Source organism: Micromonospora lutea (assembly GCF_016863535.1).
Classification (GTDB): domain Bacteria; phylum Actinomycetota; class Actinomycetes; order Mycobacteriales; family Micromonosporaceae; genus Micromonospora; species Micromonospora lutea.
The window spans coordinates 1-17,461 of the sequence record NZ_BOPB01000023.1; the positions used below are offsets into that span (position 1 = coordinate 1).

15 protein-coding genes, 1 tRNA gene and 2 pseudogenes are annotated in these 17,461 nt (G+C 69.8%); 7 read left to right on the forward strand and 11 right to left on the reverse strand.

The features are described from left to right. Nucleotides 1–120: 120 nt before the first annotated feature. Nucleotides 121–768 (reverse strand): DedA family protein, encoded by a 648-nt coding sequence (locus tag Vlu01_RS19500; RefSeq protein WP_204001617.1) that lies wholly within the window; start codon nt 766–768, stop codon nt 121–123. Nucleotides 769–879: 111 nt separating this feature from the next. On the opposite strand from Vlu01_RS19500, the gene Vlu01_RS19505 reads away from it, so the two are divergent. Together Vlu01_RS19505 and fabG are read left to right on the forward strand one after the other, a co-directional pair. Next, on the forward strand, nt 880–2,532 hold the full coding sequence (locus Vlu01_RS19505; RefSeq protein WP_204001618.1) for an alpha-amylase family protein: 1,653 nt from the start codon (nt 880–882) through the stop codon (nt 2,530–2,532). A gap of 142 nt (nt 2,533–2,674) precedes the next feature. Then, complete coding sequence (gene fabG / locus Vlu01_RS19510; RefSeq protein ID WP_204001619.1) at nt 2,675–3,433, forward strand: 3-oxoacyl-ACP reductase FabG; 759 nt, start codon at nt 2,675–2,677, stop codon at nt 3,431–3,433. 21 nt (nt 3,434–3,454) lie between these two features. Here the strand turns inward: fabG and Vlu01_RS19515 are convergent, their stop codons facing one another. Both Vlu01_RS19515 and Vlu01_RS19520 read right to left on the reverse strand, forming a co-directional pair. Then, nucleotides 3,455–3,901 (reverse strand): hypothetical protein, encoded by a 447-nt coding sequence (locus Vlu01_RS19515; RefSeq protein ID WP_204001620.1) that lies wholly within the window; start codon nt 3,899–3,901, stop codon nt 3,455–3,457. Further along, on the reverse strand, nt 3,894–4,310 hold the full coding sequence (locus Vlu01_RS19520) for a hypothetical protein (RefSeq protein ID WP_239096001.1): 417 nt from the start codon (nt 4,308–4,310) through the stop codon (nt 3,894–3,896). The genes Vlu01_RS19515 and Vlu01_RS19520 overlap by 8 nt, the downstream gene beginning before the upstream one ends. Before the next feature lie 214 nt (nt 4,311–4,524). On the opposite strand from Vlu01_RS19520, the gene Vlu01_RS19525 reads away from it, so the two are divergent. Together Vlu01_RS19525 and erm are read left to right on the forward strand one after the other, a co-directional pair. Further along, nucleotides 4,525–5,427, forward strand: a complete 903-nt coding sequence (locus Vlu01_RS19525) for a Gfo/Idh/MocA family protein (protein ID WP_204001621.1) — start codon at nt 4,525–4,527, stop codon at nt 5,425–5,427. A gap of 334 nt (nt 5,428–5,761) precedes the next feature. Then, a complete protein-coding gene (gene erm / locus Vlu01_RS19530) occupies nt 5,762–6,559 on the forward strand; it encodes an ErmE/ErmH/ErmO/ErmR family 23S rRNA (adenine(2058)-N(6))-methyltransferase (RefSeq protein WP_204001623.1) in 798 nt (265 codons plus the stop codon). A gap of 5 nt (nt 6,560–6,564) precedes the next feature. Here erm and Vlu01_RS19535 read toward each other — a convergent pair whose 3' ends face one another. Further along, on the reverse strand, nt 6,565–6,756 hold the full coding sequence (locus Vlu01_RS19535) for a DUF2795 domain-containing protein (RefSeq protein WP_204001626.1): 192 nt from the start codon (nt 6,754–6,756) through the stop codon (nt 6,565–6,567). An 86-nt stretch (nt 6,757–6,842) separates the two neighbouring features. Between Vlu01_RS19535 and Vlu01_RS19540 the strand changes: the two genes are divergently transcribed. Beyond that, nucleotides 6,843–8,099: an erythromycin esterase family protein gene (locus tag Vlu01_RS19540; RefSeq protein ID WP_204001628.1), complete on the forward strand. Its 1,257-nt coding sequence runs from the start codon at nt 6,843–6,845 to the stop codon at nt 8,097–8,099. Between the two features lie 49 nt (nt 8,100–8,148). Here Vlu01_RS19540 and Vlu01_RS27975 read toward each other — a convergent pair. From Vlu01_RS27975 to Vlu01_RS19550, 3 genes and pseudogenes are all read right to left on the reverse strand, one after another. Then, a pseudogene (locus Vlu01_RS27975) lies at nt 8,149–9,282 on the reverse strand (MMPL family transporter); the annotation flags it as partial. A gap of 101 nt (nt 9,283–9,383) precedes the next feature. Then, a pseudogene (locus Vlu01_RS27980) lies at nt 9,384–10,389 on the reverse strand (MMPL family transporter); the annotation flags it as partial. A gap of 35 nt (nt 10,390–10,424) precedes the next feature. After that, nucleotides 10,425–10,976: a TetR/AcrR family transcriptional regulator gene (locus Vlu01_RS19550; protein ID WP_204001631.1), complete on the reverse strand. Its 552-nt coding sequence runs from the start codon at nt 10,974–10,976 to the stop codon at nt 10,425–10,427. Between the two features lie 126 nt (nt 10,977–11,102). On the opposite strand from Vlu01_RS19550, the gene Vlu01_RS19555 reads away from it, so the two are divergent. Both Vlu01_RS19555 and Vlu01_RS19560 read left to right on the forward strand, forming a co-directional pair. Beyond that, complete coding sequence (locus Vlu01_RS19555) at nt 11,103–11,873, forward strand: isocitrate lyase/PEP mutase family protein (RefSeq protein ID WP_204001632.1); 771 nt, start codon at nt 11,103–11,105, stop codon at nt 11,871–11,873. 187 nt (nt 11,874–12,060) lie between these two features. Further along, nucleotides 12,061–13,032 carry a DNA polymerase domain-containing protein gene (locus Vlu01_RS19560; protein ID WP_204001633.1) on the forward strand — a complete coding sequence of 324 codons (972 nt, stop codon included), beginning with the start codon at nt 12,061–12,063 and terminating at the stop codon, nt 13,030–13,032. Nucleotides 13,033–13,104: 72 nt separating this feature from the next. Here Vlu01_RS19560 and Vlu01_RS19565 read toward each other — a convergent pair whose 3' ends face one another. From Vlu01_RS19565 to Vlu01_RS19580, 4 genes are all read right to left on the reverse strand, one after another. Further along, nucleotides 13,105–13,698, reverse strand: coding sequence for a DoxX family membrane protein (locus Vlu01_RS19565; protein WP_204001634.1), 594 nt, complete (start codon nt 13,696–13,698; stop codon nt 13,105–13,107). Between the two features lie 153 nt (nt 13,699–13,851). Further along, nucleotides 13,852–16,206 (reverse strand): metallophosphoesterase, encoded by a 2,355-nt coding sequence (locus tag Vlu01_RS19570; protein WP_204001635.1) that lies wholly within the window; start codon nt 16,204–16,206, stop codon nt 13,852–13,854. Nucleotides 16,207–16,490: 284 nt separating this feature from the next. Continuing rightward, a tRNA-Arg gene (locus tag Vlu01_RS19575) sits at nt 16,491–16,562 on the reverse strand. A gap of 155 nt (nt 16,563–16,717) precedes the next feature. Then, entirely contained in the window at nt 16,718–17,410 is a 693-nt protein-coding gene (locus tag Vlu01_RS19580) for a winged helix-turn-helix domain-containing protein (protein WP_204001638.1), read from the reverse strand. Between the last annotated feature and the right edge of the window lie 51 nt (nt 17,411–17,461).

The window sequence follows — 17,461 nt, forward strand, 5'->3', positions numbered from 1 at the left end:
CCCACCCACCCCCACCCACCCACCCCCACCCCCTTCTCACGCCGATCATGCAGTTGTGGCACCTACCAAAGACGACAAACCAGGTGGTATCGAGTGCCACAACTGCATGATCGCGGGGGATCAGGGGTGGGGGGTGTGGCGGCGGCGGAGTTTTTTGATCGCCCAGAGGGCGAGCGTGAGGATGATCAGGGCGAGGATGCCGTAGTCGAACCAGGAGCTGTAGCGGTCGATCTGGTGCCACCGGGAGCCGAGGGCGTAGCCGAGACCGATGAAGATCCCGTTCCAGATACCGCTGCCCAGCGTGGTGAGCGTGACGAACTCGACCAGCGGCATCCGGTTCGCCCCGGCGGGCACCGAGACCAGGCTGCGTACGACAGGTGCCATTCGGCCGAAGAACACCGCCCAGCGGCCGTACCGCTCGAACCAACGATCGGCCTTCTCCAGGTCCTCCAGATCGACAAGCGGCAACCGGTCCAGCCACCGTTTGAGGCGGTCCTCGCCGAGGGCGGCGCCGAGCCAGTAGAGGACCAGTGCGCCGAGCACCGAGCCGACGGTGGCCGCGATGGCCACCACCACCACGTTGAACCGGCCCTCGCCGGCCAGGTATCCGGCCATCGCCAGGACGATCTCGCTCGGAATGGGCGGGATGATGCTCTCCAGGGCGACCAGTAGAGCCACCCCCACCGCGCCGCCCGCCTCGATCACCCCGGCGATCCAGCCGGTCAGCCCACCGACCTGGGCGGGATCGACGTCCTGGGCGAGCGCCATGAGGATGCCTTTCGCGAGACCAGCGTAAGAAGTTCCCTACCCGTCGGGCGGCCCCGCACACCGCCGTCCTGCGGGTTTGCCGATGTTGCGGTCGGGAGAAGGTTCGACAGCATGTCTGACAGGTGGTACTCGGAGGCGGTCGTGTACTGCCTCGACATCGACACATACGCGGACTCCGACGGTGACGGAGTCGGTGACATCCGAGGTCTGATCAGTCGGCTGGACTATCTCGCCCGGCTTGGTGTGACCTGCCTCTGGCTGCACCCCATCCATCCCTCACCCAATGACGACGACGGCTACGACGTGACCGACTTCTACAACGTCGATCCGCGTTTCGGCACCCTGGGTGACTTTGCCGAGCTGCTGCACCAGGCCAGCAACCGAGGCATCCGGGTGATCATCGACCTGGTGGTGAACCACACCTCCGACCAGCACCCGTGGTTCGTCTCGGCCCGGTCGTCGCCGGACTCGCCGTACCGTGACTGGTACGTCTGGTCGGACCAGGAGCCGAGCGACCGGCATCAGGGCATGGTCTTTCCCGGTGAGCAGCACGAGACCTGGACCTACGACCGGACCGCGAAAGCCTGGTACTACCACCGGTTCTACAAGTTCCAGCCGGACCTCAACACCAACAATCCGGCGGTACGCGCCGAGATCAAGAAGATCATGTCGTTCTGGATCCAACTCGGTGTCGCCGGCTTCCGAATGGACGCGGTGCCGTTCATCATCGAGCGCACCGAGCCGGGGGATCCGAACCCGGAACTGGACTTCGAGTTCCTCACCGAGTTGCGCCAGCATGTGCAGTGGCGGCGCGGCGATGCGATCCTGCTGGCCGAGGCGAACGTGGAGCCCGACAACCTCCCCGCCTTCTTCGGCGACAGCGGCGGCTCGGCGAACCGGGTGCACATGCTCTTCGACTTCATGCTCAACGGGCGGCTGATGCTGGCCCTCGCCCGGCAGGACCCGGAACCGGTGATCGAAGCGTTGCGGGACACCCCGGCGCTGCCCGACGGTGGGCAGTGGGCGACCTTCCTGCGCAACCACGACGAGATCGACCTGTCCCGGCTCACCGCCGAACAACGCAACCAGGTGTACGAGCAGTTCGGTCCCGAGGAGCACATGCGCATCTACGACCGGGGCATCCGCCGCCGGCTGGCCCCGATGCTCGGCAACGACCGACGGCGCATCGAGTTGGCGTACTCCCTGCAGTTCAGCCTGCGCGGCACGCCGGTGCTGCGCTACGGCGAGGAGATCGGCATGGGGGAGGACCTGTCGCTGTCCGGCCGGGAGGCCATCCGTACCCCGATGCAGTGGTCGAACCAGGCCAACGCCGGCTTCTCCACCGCGGAGCCGGAGAAGCTCGTCCGTCCGGTCATCGACAAGGGTGAGTTCGGATACGAGAAGGTGAATGTCACTCTGCAGCGCCGGGACCGCACCTCGCTGCTGGCCTGGTTCGAACGGATGATCCGCACCATGCGGGAGGCCCCGGAGATCGGTTTCGGCACCACCACCCACATCGACGTGCCGATGCCGCCAGGGGTGCTGGCGCACCGGGCTGACGGCCCGACGGGAACGATGGTCTTCCTGCACAATCTCGGCACCACCGACACCGAGGTCGACCTCAGCCTGCTCCAATCGGAGGCGGACCTGCCCATCGACGTGCTCGCCGACCGCAACTACGACGAGGTGGGCAAGCTGGACAAGCTGCAACTGTCGGGCTACGGCTACCGCTGGATCCGGCTCCGTCGGTCCTGGTCGTCCTGAGCAGGGGCCGGCCGCCCCGCCGGTGCCGGCCCGGTGACCTCCGGGCGGGGCGTGCCGGTCCAGCGGTCAGGATCGACGGGGACCACGCCGCCCCGGGGTGGGTTAGGCTCCTGCCGTCGAGCCAAGTTACCGGGAGGTAGGTATGTCGGAGGGGCAGCGGGTCGCCATCGTGACCGGGGCGGCACGGGGAATCGGCGCGGCCACCGCGAAACGGTTGGCCGCCGACGGGCTGGCCGTCGCCGTGGTCGACATCGAGGAGTCGGCGACGAAGGAGACTGTGGACGCCATCGCGGCGGCCGGTGGTCGGGCGCTCGGTGTCGGCGCTGACGTGTCGGAGCGTACCCAGGTGGAGGCCGCTGTGGAGCGGGTCACCGCCGAGCTTGGCGCGCCGACCGTGTTGGTCAACAACGCCGGTGTGCTCCGCGACAACCTGCTGTTCAAGATGACCGACGCCGACTGGGACACCGTCCTTGGCGTACACCTGCGCGGGGCGTTCCTGTTCAGCCAGGCCGCGCAGAAGCACATGGTGGAGGCCCGTTGGGGTCGCATCGTCAACCTCTCCAGCACCTCCGCGCTGGGTAACCGGGGTCAGGCCAACTACGCCGCGGCCAAGGCCGGTATGCAGGGATTCACCAAGACCCTCGCCATCGAGCTCGGCCCGTTCGGGGTGACCGTCAACGCGGTGGCGCCCGGTTTCATCGTCACCGACATGACGGCCGCCACCGCCGCGCGGATGAAGGTGGACTTCGAGGCGATGCAGAAGCACGCCGAGTCGGAGATCCCGGTCCGTCGGGTGGGCCGGCCCGAGGATGTGGCGCACACCATCTCGTTCCTGGCCAGCGAAGGGGCGTCCTTCGTGTCCGGCCAGGTCGTCTACGTCGCCGGTGGTCCCCGGGACTGACCTGTTAGGAAGGGCCCCTTCCTATGCACCAGGCGTTAACAAGGGGCCCTTCCTTGCATCCGGGTGGCGGGTGTGCCGGAGCCAGGCGAGGCCGAGGACCGGCAGCACCAGGGGGATGTAGCCGTAGCCGCTGCCGAAGCCGGACCAGACCGTCTCGTCGGGGAAGAGATCCGGGCGGGCCAGGCTGAAAGCGCCGACGCCGACCACACCGGCCAGTTCCAACGCGCAGCAGGCCAGGGCGACGCGGCGACCCGTGTGACCGGCCCGGGCCAGACCGACCGCGGCCACGATGTAGACCACCGCGGCGAGCGCGGAGAGCAGGTACGCCAAGGGCGCCTCGTCGAGCCGGGTGGCGATCTGGACGGCGGCGCGGCTGCTCGCGGCGATGGCGAAGAGCAGGTAGACCGCGATCAGCAGCCGTCCCGGTCCGGCGTTGGTCCGAGATCGGGCGGTGCCCGGCTCAGCCACCGAGCACCTCCCAGGTCTGCTGAAGTCGGATCACGACCACCGGTGTCACCAGGCACACCGCGCAGACGATCGCCGACCCCCAACGGGTCGGTTCCATCCGGGCCAGCACCGCCGCCAGCGGCGGCAGACAGAGCAGCGTGACCAGGTAGCCGAAGAACGATCCCGGTTCGCCTGGACGTTCGCCGCCGGCCAGCGCCACGACGGTCACCACGACCAGCCCGAGGAGCAGCAACTCCAGCACGGCCAGCCCGATGAACTGCACCCGGTCCGGCGACCGATGACGCAACGCGGCGACCAGTGCCCAGACGGCGACCAGCAGCGCCAGCACGATGGCGGCGACGGCCAGCACCCCGTCGACCGGAGATCCGGAGATGGGGACCGGGGTAGGTGAGGGGGTGGGAGGGTTCACCGGGTTCGTCCGGTGTTCGTTCCGATCACCGGCCCACTCTACTAACCCCCGTAGTAAGAGCGACCGGCAACAGGACCGGCGGGTTGCGGCACGGGCTTGGTCGGGTGACCGCGTACGCGCCCTCCCGGGTGACCGCGTACGCCCTTCGGGGCGTGGTCTGATGGGACGCGGTGACGGGTAGGCCGTGGCCAGGCGAGGACGGCGGAGGCACGGGATGCGGTTCGGGTTGTTCGGCACCGGACACTGGGCGGCGGAGACGCATGCGGCGGCGCTCGAGGCGCACCCCCGAGCGGATCTCGTCGGTGTGTGGGGGCGGAACCCCGACAAGGCCGCCGCGCTGGCCACCCGCTACGGCGTGCCGCCGTTCGAGGATGTCGACGCGCTGATCGAGGCGTGCGACGCGGTCGCCGTCGCGCTCCCGCCCGACGTCCAGGCGGACATCGCCGTCCGGGCCGCCACCGCCGGTCGGCACCTGCTGCTCGACAAGCCGCTGGCGTTGAGCGTCGCCGACGCCGACCGGGTGGTCGAGTCGGCGGTGCGCTCGGGGGTGGCGTCGGTGGTCTTCTTCACCGGCCGTTACCAACCGGACGTCGCCGGCTTCATCGCCGCGACCGCCGCTGCGGGCGGCTGGCACACCGCCCATGTGATCCGGTTCGCCTCGATCTTCCAGCCCGGCAGCCCGTACGCGCAGTCGCCGTGGCGTCGGACGCACGGCGCGCTGTGGGACGTCGGCCCGCACGCCCTGGCCGTCCTGCTGCCGGTGCTCGGCCGGGTGGTCCGGGTGTCCGCCGCCGACGGCCCCGGCGGTTTGGTGCACCTGCTGCTCAGTCACGCCGACGGTGCCACCAGCACGGTGTCGCTCACCCTGGACGCGCCGCCCCGGTCGGTCGCCGCGGAGTTCGTCTTCTACGGCGAGAGCGGCATCGAGCGACTCCCGGACGGTGACGCGAGCTCGGCGGCGGCGTTCGAGGTGGCGATCGACCAGTTGCTGGCTGAGGTCGATACCGGCACTCGGGATCACCGCTGTGACGTGCGGTTCGGCCGCGAGGTGGTGACGGTCCTGGCCGCCGCCGAGATCGCCCGTGCGCAGGGCACCGTGATCGACGTACCGGCCTGAGCACGGGTGGCTCCAAATCAGTGGCAGCTGGCCGTTCGGGGTCGGTAGGGTTGCCGGCATGTGCGTGAATGCCCTGATCAACGCGGTCGCCATGCCGGCCGCGTTCGGGCCGCTGCTGGTGGCCCGCCCGCGTGTCCGGCGTCCGGCCCTGGCCGGCGCGACCCGCGACTGACGCCTCTCACGCGTACGTCTCCGGCACCCGCCTCGCATCGCGGGGTGCCCTTCTTCGCGCCATCCCACCAGGGCCGTCCGAGTCCCGATCGCTTGGACAGGCCCCCGTCGACGGTCGCCTGTCCGCTCTCGTCGCCACGCGGCGACAGACAAGGACGACGCCATGGCGCCCCGCCGTACCCGCACGACCGAACGCGACCGGTCCCGTCGCGTGCTCTCCCAGAACTTCCTCGCCGATCCGTCTGCCGTCCGGCGGTTCATCGACGCCGCTCGCCCCGACCCGCACGGGCTGGTGCTGGAGGTGGGCGCCGGGCGGGGACAGCTGACCCGCCCGCTGGCCGCGCGCTGCGGCCGGTTGACGGCGTACGAGGTGGATCCCGTCGCCGGGACGGAACTGGCCCGGGTCTGCGCGGCCCTGCCGAACGTCACGCATCGCCAGAGCGACTTCCTTTCGGCCGTGGCGCCCGAGGAGGAGTTCGCCGTGGTCGGCAACATCCCGTGGTCGCTGACCGCAGCCGTGGTGCGGTGGTGTCTGGCCGCGCCGGGGCTGCGCACGGCCACCCTGCTCACCCAGTTGGAATACGCCCGGCGGCGGGCCGGTGACTACGGCAGGTGGAGCCGGCTGACCGTGCTGACCTGGCCGGAGTTCGATTGGCGGCTCGCCGGGCGGGTGCCGCGTACGGCGTTCCGCCCGGTGCCCCGGGTCGACGCGGGCATCCTGCGCATCGAGCGTCGGGCACAGCCGTTGCTGCCGCCTCGGGAGCTACCGGCGTACCGGCGGATGGTCGAGCTGGGGTTCGGCGGGGTCGGCGGCTCGCTCGCGGCCTCGCTGACCCGTGCGCATCCACGGGCCCGGCTGGCGGCGGCGTTGCGGGCCAGCCGGCTCGACCCGGACCTCCCGGTCGGGCAGGTCTGGCCTGAGCAGTGGCTGGTACTGCACCGCCTGTTGCACGCCCGCTGACCTGCTCAGGGAAGCGTCTCCAACGCCTCGGTCAGCTCGGTGAGGGAGCTGAACTGCTCCACCGGCAGCGCACGTACGGCCTGCAACTGCTCGGTGCTCGCGCCGTTCTCCTGGTACCAGCGGATCAGGTCCTCGCGGGAGACGGGATAGTCCAGCCCAGCGAGGTACTCCTGCAGGGCGGCACCGCTGTCGGTCATGGTCTCCGGCCTACCCGCGCAAGTGCCCCGGCACACCACCATCAGGCCCCGGCGTTTGCCTGGCGGGGTGCCGGGTAGCCGCAGGCATGCTGGTACAGCGGCTCGGCGCGCCGAGCGACCTCGATCCGTTGCTGGAGCGTGTCCGCGACGCCCAGGTGGTGATGATCGGGGAGGCGACGCACGGCAGCTACGACTACTACCGTATTCGGGAGCAGCTGACCCGACGCCTGATCGCCGAGTGTGGCTTCTCCTTCGTGGCGGTGGAGGGCGACTGGCCGGACTGCGACCGGGTGCACCGTTCGGTGACCGGTGCCCCGGGCGCGGCGGCCGAGCCACAGAACGCGCTGGAGGGCTTCGAACGGTGGCCGACGTGGATGTGGGCCAACGCCGAGGTGGTCCGCTTCTGCCGGTGGTTGCGGGCCTGGAACATGGAGCGGGCGGAGGCGGACCGGGTCGGCTTTCACGGTCTGGACGTCTACAGCCTGTGGGAGTCGATGCAGGCGATCTTCGACTACCTCGGCGAGGAGGAGCCGGCCTCGCTGGAGGCCGCTCAGGACGCGTACCGGTGCTTCGAGCCGTACGGCAAGCGCATCGAGGAGTACGGCGCGGCGAGCCGATTCGTCTCCGCCCGATGCGAGCAGGAGGTGATCCGGCTGTTGGCGCGTACCCGCGAGCACGCCGCCACCGATGGGCCGGACGCCTTCTCAGCCTGGCAGAACGCGGAGGTGGTGGCCGGCGCCGAACGGTACTACCGGGAGATGGTGGCCGGTGGATCGGGCTCGTGGAACGTCCGGGACACCCACATGACCGACACCCTGGACCGGCTGCTCATCCGGTACGGGCCGGGGGCCCGGGGGGTGGTGTGGGCGCACAACACGCACGTCGGCGACGCGCGGGCGACCGACATGGCCGCCGACGGGATGGTGAACATCGGCCAGTTGGCCCGGGAACGTCATGGCGCCGACCGGGTGGCGTTGATCGGCTTCGGTAGTTGGCGGGGCACGGTGATCGCCGCGCCCCGCTGGGGTTCACCGGCGGAGGCGATGGTGGTGCCGCCGGCCCGGCCGGGCTCGCTGGAGCACCGGCTGCACGAGCTGATGCCGGAGCGGGCGGTGCTGGTCTTCGGCGGGCCGGACCAGCCGGGCTGGGTCACCGACACCCTTGACCACCGGGCGATCGGGGTGGTGTACGACCCGTCGTTCGAGTCGTGGGGCAACTACGTGCCGAGCCGGCTGGGAGATCGCTACGACGCCTTCATCTGGTGCGACGAGACCACCGCCCTGCATCCGTTGCCCGCCCTGGCCACCCCGGGCGAGATGGAGACCTACCCGGCCGGCGTCTGAGCCGGCGACGGCCCCCACCCGGATCGGGTGGGGGCCGTCGCGGTTCGGGTCAGGCCCCGACACCGACCTTGTCGTCGAGCTTGGCGCGCAGCTTCTCGCCCTCGATGTCGACGTTCGGCAGCGCCCGGTCGAGCCAGCGGGGCAGCCACCAGGCCACCTTGCCGAGCAGCGACATCACCGCCGGAACGATGGTCATCCGGACCACGAAGGCGTCGATCGCCACGCCGATGGCGAGTGCGAAGCCCATCGACTTGATCACCGGGTCGTCGAGGAAGATGAAGCCACCGAAGACCGAGGTCATGATCAGGGCGGCGGCGGTCACCACCCGTGCCCCGTGTCCCATGCCGTTGATGGTGGCCTGCTGGGCGGTGTCACCGTGCACGAAGTCCTCCCGCATCCGGGAGACCAGGAACACCTCGTAGTCCATGGCCAGGCCGAACAGGATGCCGATCAGCAGGATCGGCAGGAAACTGATCAGCGGGCCAGGGGTGTCCAGACCGACCAGGTCCGCGAGGTGACCCTGCTGGAAGACCGCGACCGTGATGCCGAACGTGGCGGCGACGGTGAGCAGGAAGCCCAGGGCCGCCTTGATCGGCACCAGCACGGAGCGGAACACCAGCATCAGCAGCAGGATCGACAGGCCGACCACCAGCGCCAGGTAGATCGGCAACGCATCGGAGAGCTTCTCCGAGATATCGATGCCGATCGCGGTGACGCCGGTGAGCAGCACGTCCGTGCCCTGGATACCGCCGACGGCGGCGCGGATGTCGTGCACCATCGTCTCGGTGGCCGGATCGGTCGGTCCGGTCTGCGGGATCACCCCGAGCAGCGCCGTCCGCCCGTCCGGGCTGAGCTGCGGCGGAGCCACCGCGAGCACGTTGTCGGTGCGCTGGACCAGGGCGGTGACCTGCGGAACGGCTGCCGAGGTGGCGGCGGCGTCGTCACCGGCGACCACCACCGCGAGACGTCCGGTGAAGCCCGGACCGAACCCCTCGGTGATCAGGTCGTTGGAGACCCGGGCGGCGGAGCCGACCGGAGCGGTGCCGGCATCGGGGAGGGCCAGGCGCATGTCCGACGCCGGCAGCGCGAGCAGCCCCAGGCCGAGCAGGCCGACGAGGATCACCGGGCCCCGGAACCGGGTGGTCAGCCGGGCCCAGCGGAATCCGAACGCCGACTTGTCCTCGCCGGCCGTGGTGGCGGCCTCCGACAGCTCACGCTGGGCGGTCGCGTCGCTGTCGCGGGCGGCCTCGTCGGCGGTGAGGGCCACCGGCACCGACGAGCGCAGCCGGCGGGGCAGTACCCGGCCGCCGGCGAAGCCGAGCAGGGCCGGCTGAAGCGTGATCGCCACCAGCACCGCGACGGTGACGGTGCCGGCGGCGGCCAGACCCATCACGGTCAGGAACGGGATGTTCACCACGGCGAGACCGGCCAGGGCGATGACGACCGTGGCGCCGGCGAAGGTCACCGCCGAGCCGGCGGTGCCGACCGCCCGGCCGATCGCCTCGTCCGCCGGTATTCCGTCGGTCAGGTTCTGTCGGTAGCGGGAGGTGATGAAGAGCGAGTAGTCGATGCCGACGGCCAAGCCCAGCATCAACGCGAGGATCGGCGCGGTGCTGGTCAGTTCGATCGCGCCGCTGAGTGCGAAGAGGCCGGCCATGCCGACGCCGACGCCGATCAGTGCGTTGAGCATGGTCATGCCCGCGGCTACCAGGGAACCGAAGGTGACCACCAGGACGATGAGGGCCACCGCGACGCCGATCGCCTCGGTGGAGCCGACCTCGGGCTCGGAGTTGAGCACCTCACCGCCGGGCGCCACCTGCCAACCCTGGGCCGCGACGTCGGCACCCAGCCGCTCGTACGCCTCCCGCTGCTCGTCGGTCACCTGGTCGGCGCCGTCGTTGAACTGCACCTGGATGAGCGCGTACTGACCGTCGGGTGAGACCGAGCCGACCTGGAACGGGTCGACGGCGGCGAGCACACCGGGGACCGCTGCGGCCTCCTGGGTGATCGACTGCATCACCGCCTGGCCCTCGGGTGTGCCGAGCTGCCCGGGTGCGGGTGCCTTGACCGCGATGGTGCCGGTGGCACCGGCCGCTGCCGGGAACTGCTCGTCGAGCAGGTCAAGCGCGCGCTGCGACTCGGTACCGGGCATGCTGAAGTTGCTGGCCGTCGGGCCCCGCAGGGTCGCCGCTGCCAGGCCGAGCCCGACGAGTACGACGAGCCAGATCGCGGCGACGAGTCGCCGTCGACGCATCGAGCCCCGGCCAATCCGGTAGAGCAGGGTCGCCATGAGGTCCTTTCCTGGGTCGTGAGTGGTGGAACTGGTCAGTGGATGGGCGACTCAAGCGCCCGCCGTAGCAGGCCCAGCAGCGCGTCGCCCAACTCCTGGTCGGGCACGTCGGCGAACTGGCCGCAGGTCTCGGCGATGCCGGCGAGCAGCACCAGCGCGGTGATCCGGGCGGAGGCCCGCTCGGACTGTCCGGCGAGGGCATCGATGAGCCGTTCGGAGATCTGTTGGATGTGCGCGAAGACGGGCTGCTGCAGCAATTCCGGAAACTCACCTCGGAGCAGGGCGATCTCACTGCGGAACCGGACCGCGAGGTCGACGAAGCCCTCAGCGGCGACCCGCTGCGCGGCGGCCGGCCCGGGCTGCGCGGCGATCCGTTCGTCGAGCGAGCAGAAGACCTCGATCGCCGGCGCCATCAGCTCGGTGAGGATGGCCTCCTTGTTGGCGAAGTGGTAGAGCACCGCAGCCTTGGAGCAGCCCACCTCGGTGGCGATGTCCTGCAACGACGTACCCCGATAGCCGGTGGCGGCGAAACGTCTCGCCGCTGCCGCCAGGATCTCGTCGTGCGTCTGCGGGGTGGGGCGGGCCATGAGGCTCAGCATGCCTGACCGATCGGTCAGAGGCTGACCGATCGGTCAGATCAGTGGCGTTCCCCACAACCAGCGGTGCCGAATTGGCTCTCCGAACACGTTAGCGGCGGGTCGAGAATCTGGGCCATGACCGACTCGACGGCGGCCCGGGCGGTCACGCTCCGTGCCCTGCACCGACCTGGCGACCCGCTGGTGCTGCCCAACGTCTGGGACGCCGGCTCGGCCCGGGCGGTGGTCGACGCTGACTTTCCGGCGGTGGCCACCGGCAGTGCCGCCGTCGCCGAGTCACTCGGCTACGCCGACGGCGAGCGCACCCCGCCGGAGGAGATGTTCGCCGCCGTGCGGCGGATCGCCCGCGCGGTCGCCGTGCCGGTCACCGCCGACCTGGAGCGAGGCTACGGTCTGCGCCCTGCTGAGCTGATTTCCCGGCTGCTCGACGCCGGGGCGGTCGGGTTGAACCTGGAGGACTCGGATCCGCGTACCGGGGTCGTGGTGGACATTGAGGAACAGGCCGACCTGCTGGCCGAGGTACGGGCGGCGGCCGACGACGCCGGAGTGGCGGTGGTGGTGAACGCCCGGGTGGACGTCTTCCTGCGGCCCGGTGGTGAACCGGCCGATCAGCTCGCCGAGGCGGTCCGCCGTGCCCAGCGCTACCTGGCGGCCGGAGCGGACAGCGTCTACCCGATTCTGCTGGCTGACCCGGCACAGCTACGGCGCTTCGTGCGCGCCGTCGCGGCACCGGTGAACGTGCTGGCCCGCCCGGGCACACCGACGCTCGCGGAACTGGCCGCCCTGGGTGTGGCCCGGGTCAGCTACGGCTCCGGCCTGTACGCGGCAACTCGTGCCCACACCACCCGGCTGCTCGCCGCTGTCGCCGCCGGCGGCCCGCTCGCCTGACCGTCGCCCGTCTGCGACCGGGTCCGGCCCGTCGCTGGACAGCCGCCGGGCCCGCCGGACCGGTGCGCCCTGCACCTGGACGGCAGCCCCGGGTTCACCTCCGCTGAGACTGTCGATTCGACGGCGTGGACGGATTGGACGCGGTGTCGCGGTTGACCGCCGGGCTCCCGGCCGGGATGGTGATCGGATGGGGGCTGACGAGACCCGGGACGGGGTCGCGCTGACCAATCTCGACCAGCCGTTGTTCGACGGTTCGGGAGCGAGCAAACGCGACCTGGTCGACTACCTCGATGCGGTGGCCGACCGGATCGTCCCGCAGTTGCATGGTCGTCCGCTGTCGGTGGTCCGGGTACGGCCGGGACAACCACCGTTCATGCAGAAGAACCTGCCGCGCTACACCCCGGACTGGGTGCGACGGGTGCCGGTCTGGGCGGAGGCGTCTCGCCGGGAGATCGCGTACGCGCTCTGCGACGATCGCCGTACCCTGCTCTGGTTCGCCAACCAGCGAGCCGTCGAGTACCACCCCACCCTGGCCATGGCCGACGATCTGAGCCGACCCACCCACCTGGTGCTGGATCTCGATCCGCCGGGGGACGGTGGGTTCGGTGCCGGCGTGGCCGCCGCGCTGCTGGTCCGGCAGGCGCTCGCCGACGCCGGGTTGGCGGGTGCGGTGAAGACCAGCGGCGCCAAGGGGGTACACGTCTTCGTCCCGGTCGAGCCGGGCCCCGACGCCGAGGAGTTGGCCGCCGCCACCCGGGCCCTGGCCGCCCGGGCGGAACGCCTGGACCCGTCGCTGGCGACCACCGCGTTCATCCGCGAGGACCGGGGCGGCAAGGTCTTCGTCGACCCCACCCGCACCGGCGGTGCGACGGTGGTCTCGGTGTACAGCCCCCGGCTGCGTCCCGGCGTGCCGGTTTCCTTCCCGGTTCCCTGGCCGGACCTGGAGTCCGTCACTCCGGCGGACTTCACCATCCGGACGGTCCCCACGCTGGTGGCGGAGCGGGACCCGTGGGCCGATCTGCTGCCGGCGCCCCAGCAACTTCCCGCCGATCTGATCGAGGAGGGTCGGGCGATTCCGGTGCCGAGGGTGCAGGCCATGCACGAAGGTCGCCGTCGAGCCCAGGCCCGGCGCGCGGCCACCGGTCGAAACGGGAGTTGAGCGGGGCGACCGTTCGGCATGCCGCAGGGCCGGACCGTGGTGACGGTCCGGCCCTGCGGGGGTCGAGCAGGGTCACATCATCCAGCGGTGACGCTGCACGAAGGGCAGCCGGGCCCAGCGCCGACCCAGACCCCAGGCGTGCCCGGCGTACGCGGCGGCCAGGGCGATCAGCACCACGGCGTAGATCAGGTGGTAGTCCACCACGGGGTTGGTCGAGCCGGTCGGGTCACCGGCGGCGGTGAACCGGGCCAGCGGAAACTCGGCCAGCCACATCAGCGCCATCATCAGGGTGCCGGAGGCGGCCGCCAGCCGCAGGCCGATACCGGCGATCAGGGCGACGCCGATGGCGGCCAGACCGACCATGAAGAGCACGTTCGCCCACCAGGTCCCAGCGATCGAGTGAGCCACCGACTGGAACGGTCCCACCTCGACGTTGGCGAGGAAGCCCTTGGTCGGCGAACCGCCGTTGATCCAGGCGCGCTCGGCCGGGGTGGCGTAACCCAGCCCGAAGGCCTTGTCGAGGAAGGCCCAGATGAAGACGAGTCCGGTGGAGATCCGCAGCACGGCCAAGGCCCGGGCGGCGGTGGCGGTCAGCATGGCACCGGGCATTTCGGCGTGTTCAAGCGGACGCTCGATCGAGCGGTGGGTGCCGTGGTGGATGGTCATCGTTGCCTCCGTGATCAGTTTCTTACGTGATCACTCTCGCAAGCACCGAGGGCGCTGTGCGCGGGCCGGAACACCCGAAGCCGTCGGGCCGAAGGTCCCGACCTCGGCGGGCCCTCCGGAGCCGGGAGGCCACCCGGTACCGCCCCGGCAGGCTCAACCCTTGATGGTCCAGCGCTGTTTGGTGACCCACTCGGCGCCCAGTCTGACCGCCAGTTCCCGCCACTCGATCACCAGGAAGTCCGCGCCGGGAGTCCGCACCGGTTGGGTCAGTTCCAGCATGGCGAAGTGGTTCGGCTGGTCGTGCTCCAACTCGTGGTGACTGACCCCGGTGCTGCCACAACCGGAGACGATCAGTGGCCGGGCCACTCTGCTGACGTCGTCCTGCGGCACCCGTACCAGCGTCTCCCGCAGCTGTGGCTTGTGTTTGTGCCCGTGCAGCAGCAGCGAGAATCCGAGCCGTTCCAGGCGTTGTTCCACGAAGCCGGCGTCGCGGACGGTGGACAGGTCGAGGACGACCGAGTCCCCCCGGCGGGGCTCCAGCGGCTCCGGGAAGGGATGCAGGTGATGGTGCATGACCGCCACGCGTACGTTGTCTGGTGGTTCCTGTTCGAGCAGGTCCTTGACGATGTCGAGCTGGCGTTTTCCGATGTAACCGTAGTGGTTCTGGTCATCCTCGAAGATGCAGGAGTTCAGCCCGACGAAGGTCATCGTCCGGTCGGTGCGGCGGTAGATTATCTCTCTCGCCTCCGGCCGCCTACCCGAGGTCTTGAGGTCCCAGGTGATCCGTGGGAACACCTCGCGGAACAGTTCCTCCCCGTAGAACTGGTGCGCGAAGGTGAGATAGTTGTCGAACCTGTTGGCCCTGTTGGACTTGGTCTGGAGCCAATCAATGTCATGGTTGCCGGGGACAAGAACGACCTGGCTATGGTCCATTCCGATGTTTTCGCACAGCTCCGTGAGGAACTGGTTCACCAGTTCGAATTCGGCTTGCCGTCCGGTGTAGGTGGAATCGCCGGAGACGACAAGAACGGCATCCGACGCGGCGCAACCGGAACGCTTCAGCGCGGCGTGGAACTCGCGGTTGAGCTCCACGCTCAGCCGGTCGGAGTTCTCGCTGTCGACGAAGCGGTGCAGGTCGATCTGCTTGTCGCCCTCTGAAATCGTACCGAAGTGCACATCGGAGATGTGGAAGATCATCCGGTGTGGGAAATCGGGAACCGACGTCTCCGAAGTCCGTTCGGTCACGGTCACCGACGGCTGGTTCTTGGCCTCCTCGACGAGCCAGCGAGCAAAACGGTCCGCGTCTGTCAGGGTCAGACCGTGCGCATCCAGCATGAGGATCTGATCGGCGGTCGACTCCAGATGAAGTCGTTCGGCGCCGTAGCGCACCGCCGCACGTCCGAACCGGTAGGCCGCCTCCACGTCACCCAGGACGAAGTGCGCCTCGGCGCGTACCAGGTTCGCCCACGAGTCGGTCTCCTGGCCGGGGCGTTCGTCGATCTCGCTGAGCAACTGCCGGTACCGCGCCAGGGCTGGCCCGGGATTGTCCGGCTCGGCGATGGCCATCATGCCCGCGCAGGCGACCGCCAGGTAGAGCGAGGTGGGCGACAGTGTCGCGCCCTGCTGGTAGAGCCGCAGCGCCTCGGGATAGCGGCCCTGCCGTTTGAGCGCGCCGCCAAGCATGCCGAGTGTTTCCGGGTCCGACGGGTTCAATTCGTACGCCCGGGTCAACGCTGCCTCCGCCGCGTCGAGCCGGTTCAACTTGCGTAGGTAGAAGCCACGTTGCCGGTGCACCTCCCAGTCGCCGTCGGCTTCTGGGAAGGCGGCGTCGAGGACCTGGATCGCGCTGGCGTAGTCGCCCTCGACGGCCAGTCGGTAGCTCAGCGACAGCAGCGCCCCGGTCGGCAAATCACCCGACTGCCGAGCCCAGTGCCAGACAGCGAGCAGTTGCTCGATGTTGCGACTCCGTTCGATCTTGTGGTGCAGTTCCTGCTCGAAGGCGATCCGGTCGGTCTGGGGGCTGAAGTTCAGGCCGAGGTCGGCCAGGGCGTCGCGCACCGGATTGTGTACGTGCGGGCTGTCCGAGACCAGTGCTTCGCGGTAGGCGAAACGGAAACGGGGATCCTGGTCGAACTGCGGGCTGTAGAACAGCACACGTTGACTTCTCAGGTCGAAGGGCAGTTCGGTGCCGTGCACCGCGACCAGAATGGTCTTGCCTGGTGAGATGGCCTGCCGGACGCCCAACTCGTAGTAGACGCTGCCGTTGGGCGAACTGATGTCGGCGACCACCACATCGGCGGCCTGAAGGTGCCGGAACGCCTGGTTGACAATGGTGCCCGGCTCGGTGATCTCGTCGGCACGGGACACCGCCCAGCCGGCGTCCTGGGCGACCGGCCGCAGGATCTGGTGATAGAAGCGGTCAAAGTCGTGGGTCGCGCCGGAAGGCAGTCGTTTCAGGCCGAACGGCATGATTACGAAGACCTTCTTGCTACCTGAGGTACTCGGCATCAATGATCCGATCCTGCTGGTCCGCGAGGCTCTCGGAGAGGCTCTTGCCATCGGGCCCGAATCAGGCCCACCGACTCGGTGAGATCACGATATTCGTGACCACGCCGACAGGGAAGAAGGCAATGGGTCCAGACCCCACGAGACCTTCCGCAGGGTGGCGGGATGCGTGCAGCAGGGGTGGACCTGGACGCCGGTCCGCGCCCTCAACGACGACGGTCGGAGGGGCGAAATTGACAGAGCCGCTCCCCGGCAATCGGGCGAACGGCTCTGTTACGAAGAAGAAGTGCCCCCGGCAGGATTCGAACCTGCGCCCCCGCCTCCGGAGGGCGGTGCTCTATCCCCTGAGCTACGGGGGCTCAGCGCGACTGGTGAAGACTAGCAAACCCCGCACCCGATCGCCGAATCGGTATCGGTGCGTCGCGGACGGCTGCCGACGCACCTGGACGGAGCCGGCCGCGTCGCTGACGGGTCGGTTCCGTCGGGCCCGACCGGCGATTGCCGGCAGTCCGGCTCAGGCGGCGATCGCGCGTCCGCAGCTGGGCAGCGGGTGCGGCACGATCCGCCGGGGAAGTCGACGCGGCCATTCGTTGCGGGCCCAGGAGCCGTCCACGATCAGGTGCACGGTGCGCTGCTCCGCACCGCTGAGTCGGTACAGGAACTCCCGGGGCAGCGGTGGGTCGACCGACGGCGTGATGACCATGAACCGGACCCGTCCCCGCGAGGAGACCGCCGAGATGACGTCGGCGGCCGGCATGGTGCCCCGCAGACGGACCCGACCGACCCAGTAGACCTCGGCCAGGTGTTCCTGGGCGGCCCGGGTGATCGCCGGGTATTCGCTGCGTACCCAACGTTCGACCGCGCCGACGCAGAGGCCGCAGGCCCGCTCGCGGGGCTCGCGCGGACCCAGCCCCCAGGCCCGCAGGTACGCCCCGACCACTCCCACGTCCAGGGTCAGACCGAACTGCTGCTGGATGAGCGCGTGCAGGCTCTGGCGGGTCCACAGCTCCTCGTCCAAGCCGAACGCGTCGGGGTGAACGCCCCGGAGGGCGTCGATCAGTTCCAGCTCCTGTTCACGGCTGAGTGTTCCCGGCTCACCCTGCCGCTGTCCGCGACGGACGGCTGCCACCGCTCCGTCACCGCCGATGGTGTGGCGTCGGCACCAGCTGGTGACCGAACGCCGCGCGTCTCTGAGTGCAACCCCCACGTCCGGACAACGAGTGCACTTCCCTCCAAGTAACCCCTAGAGGGAAAATCG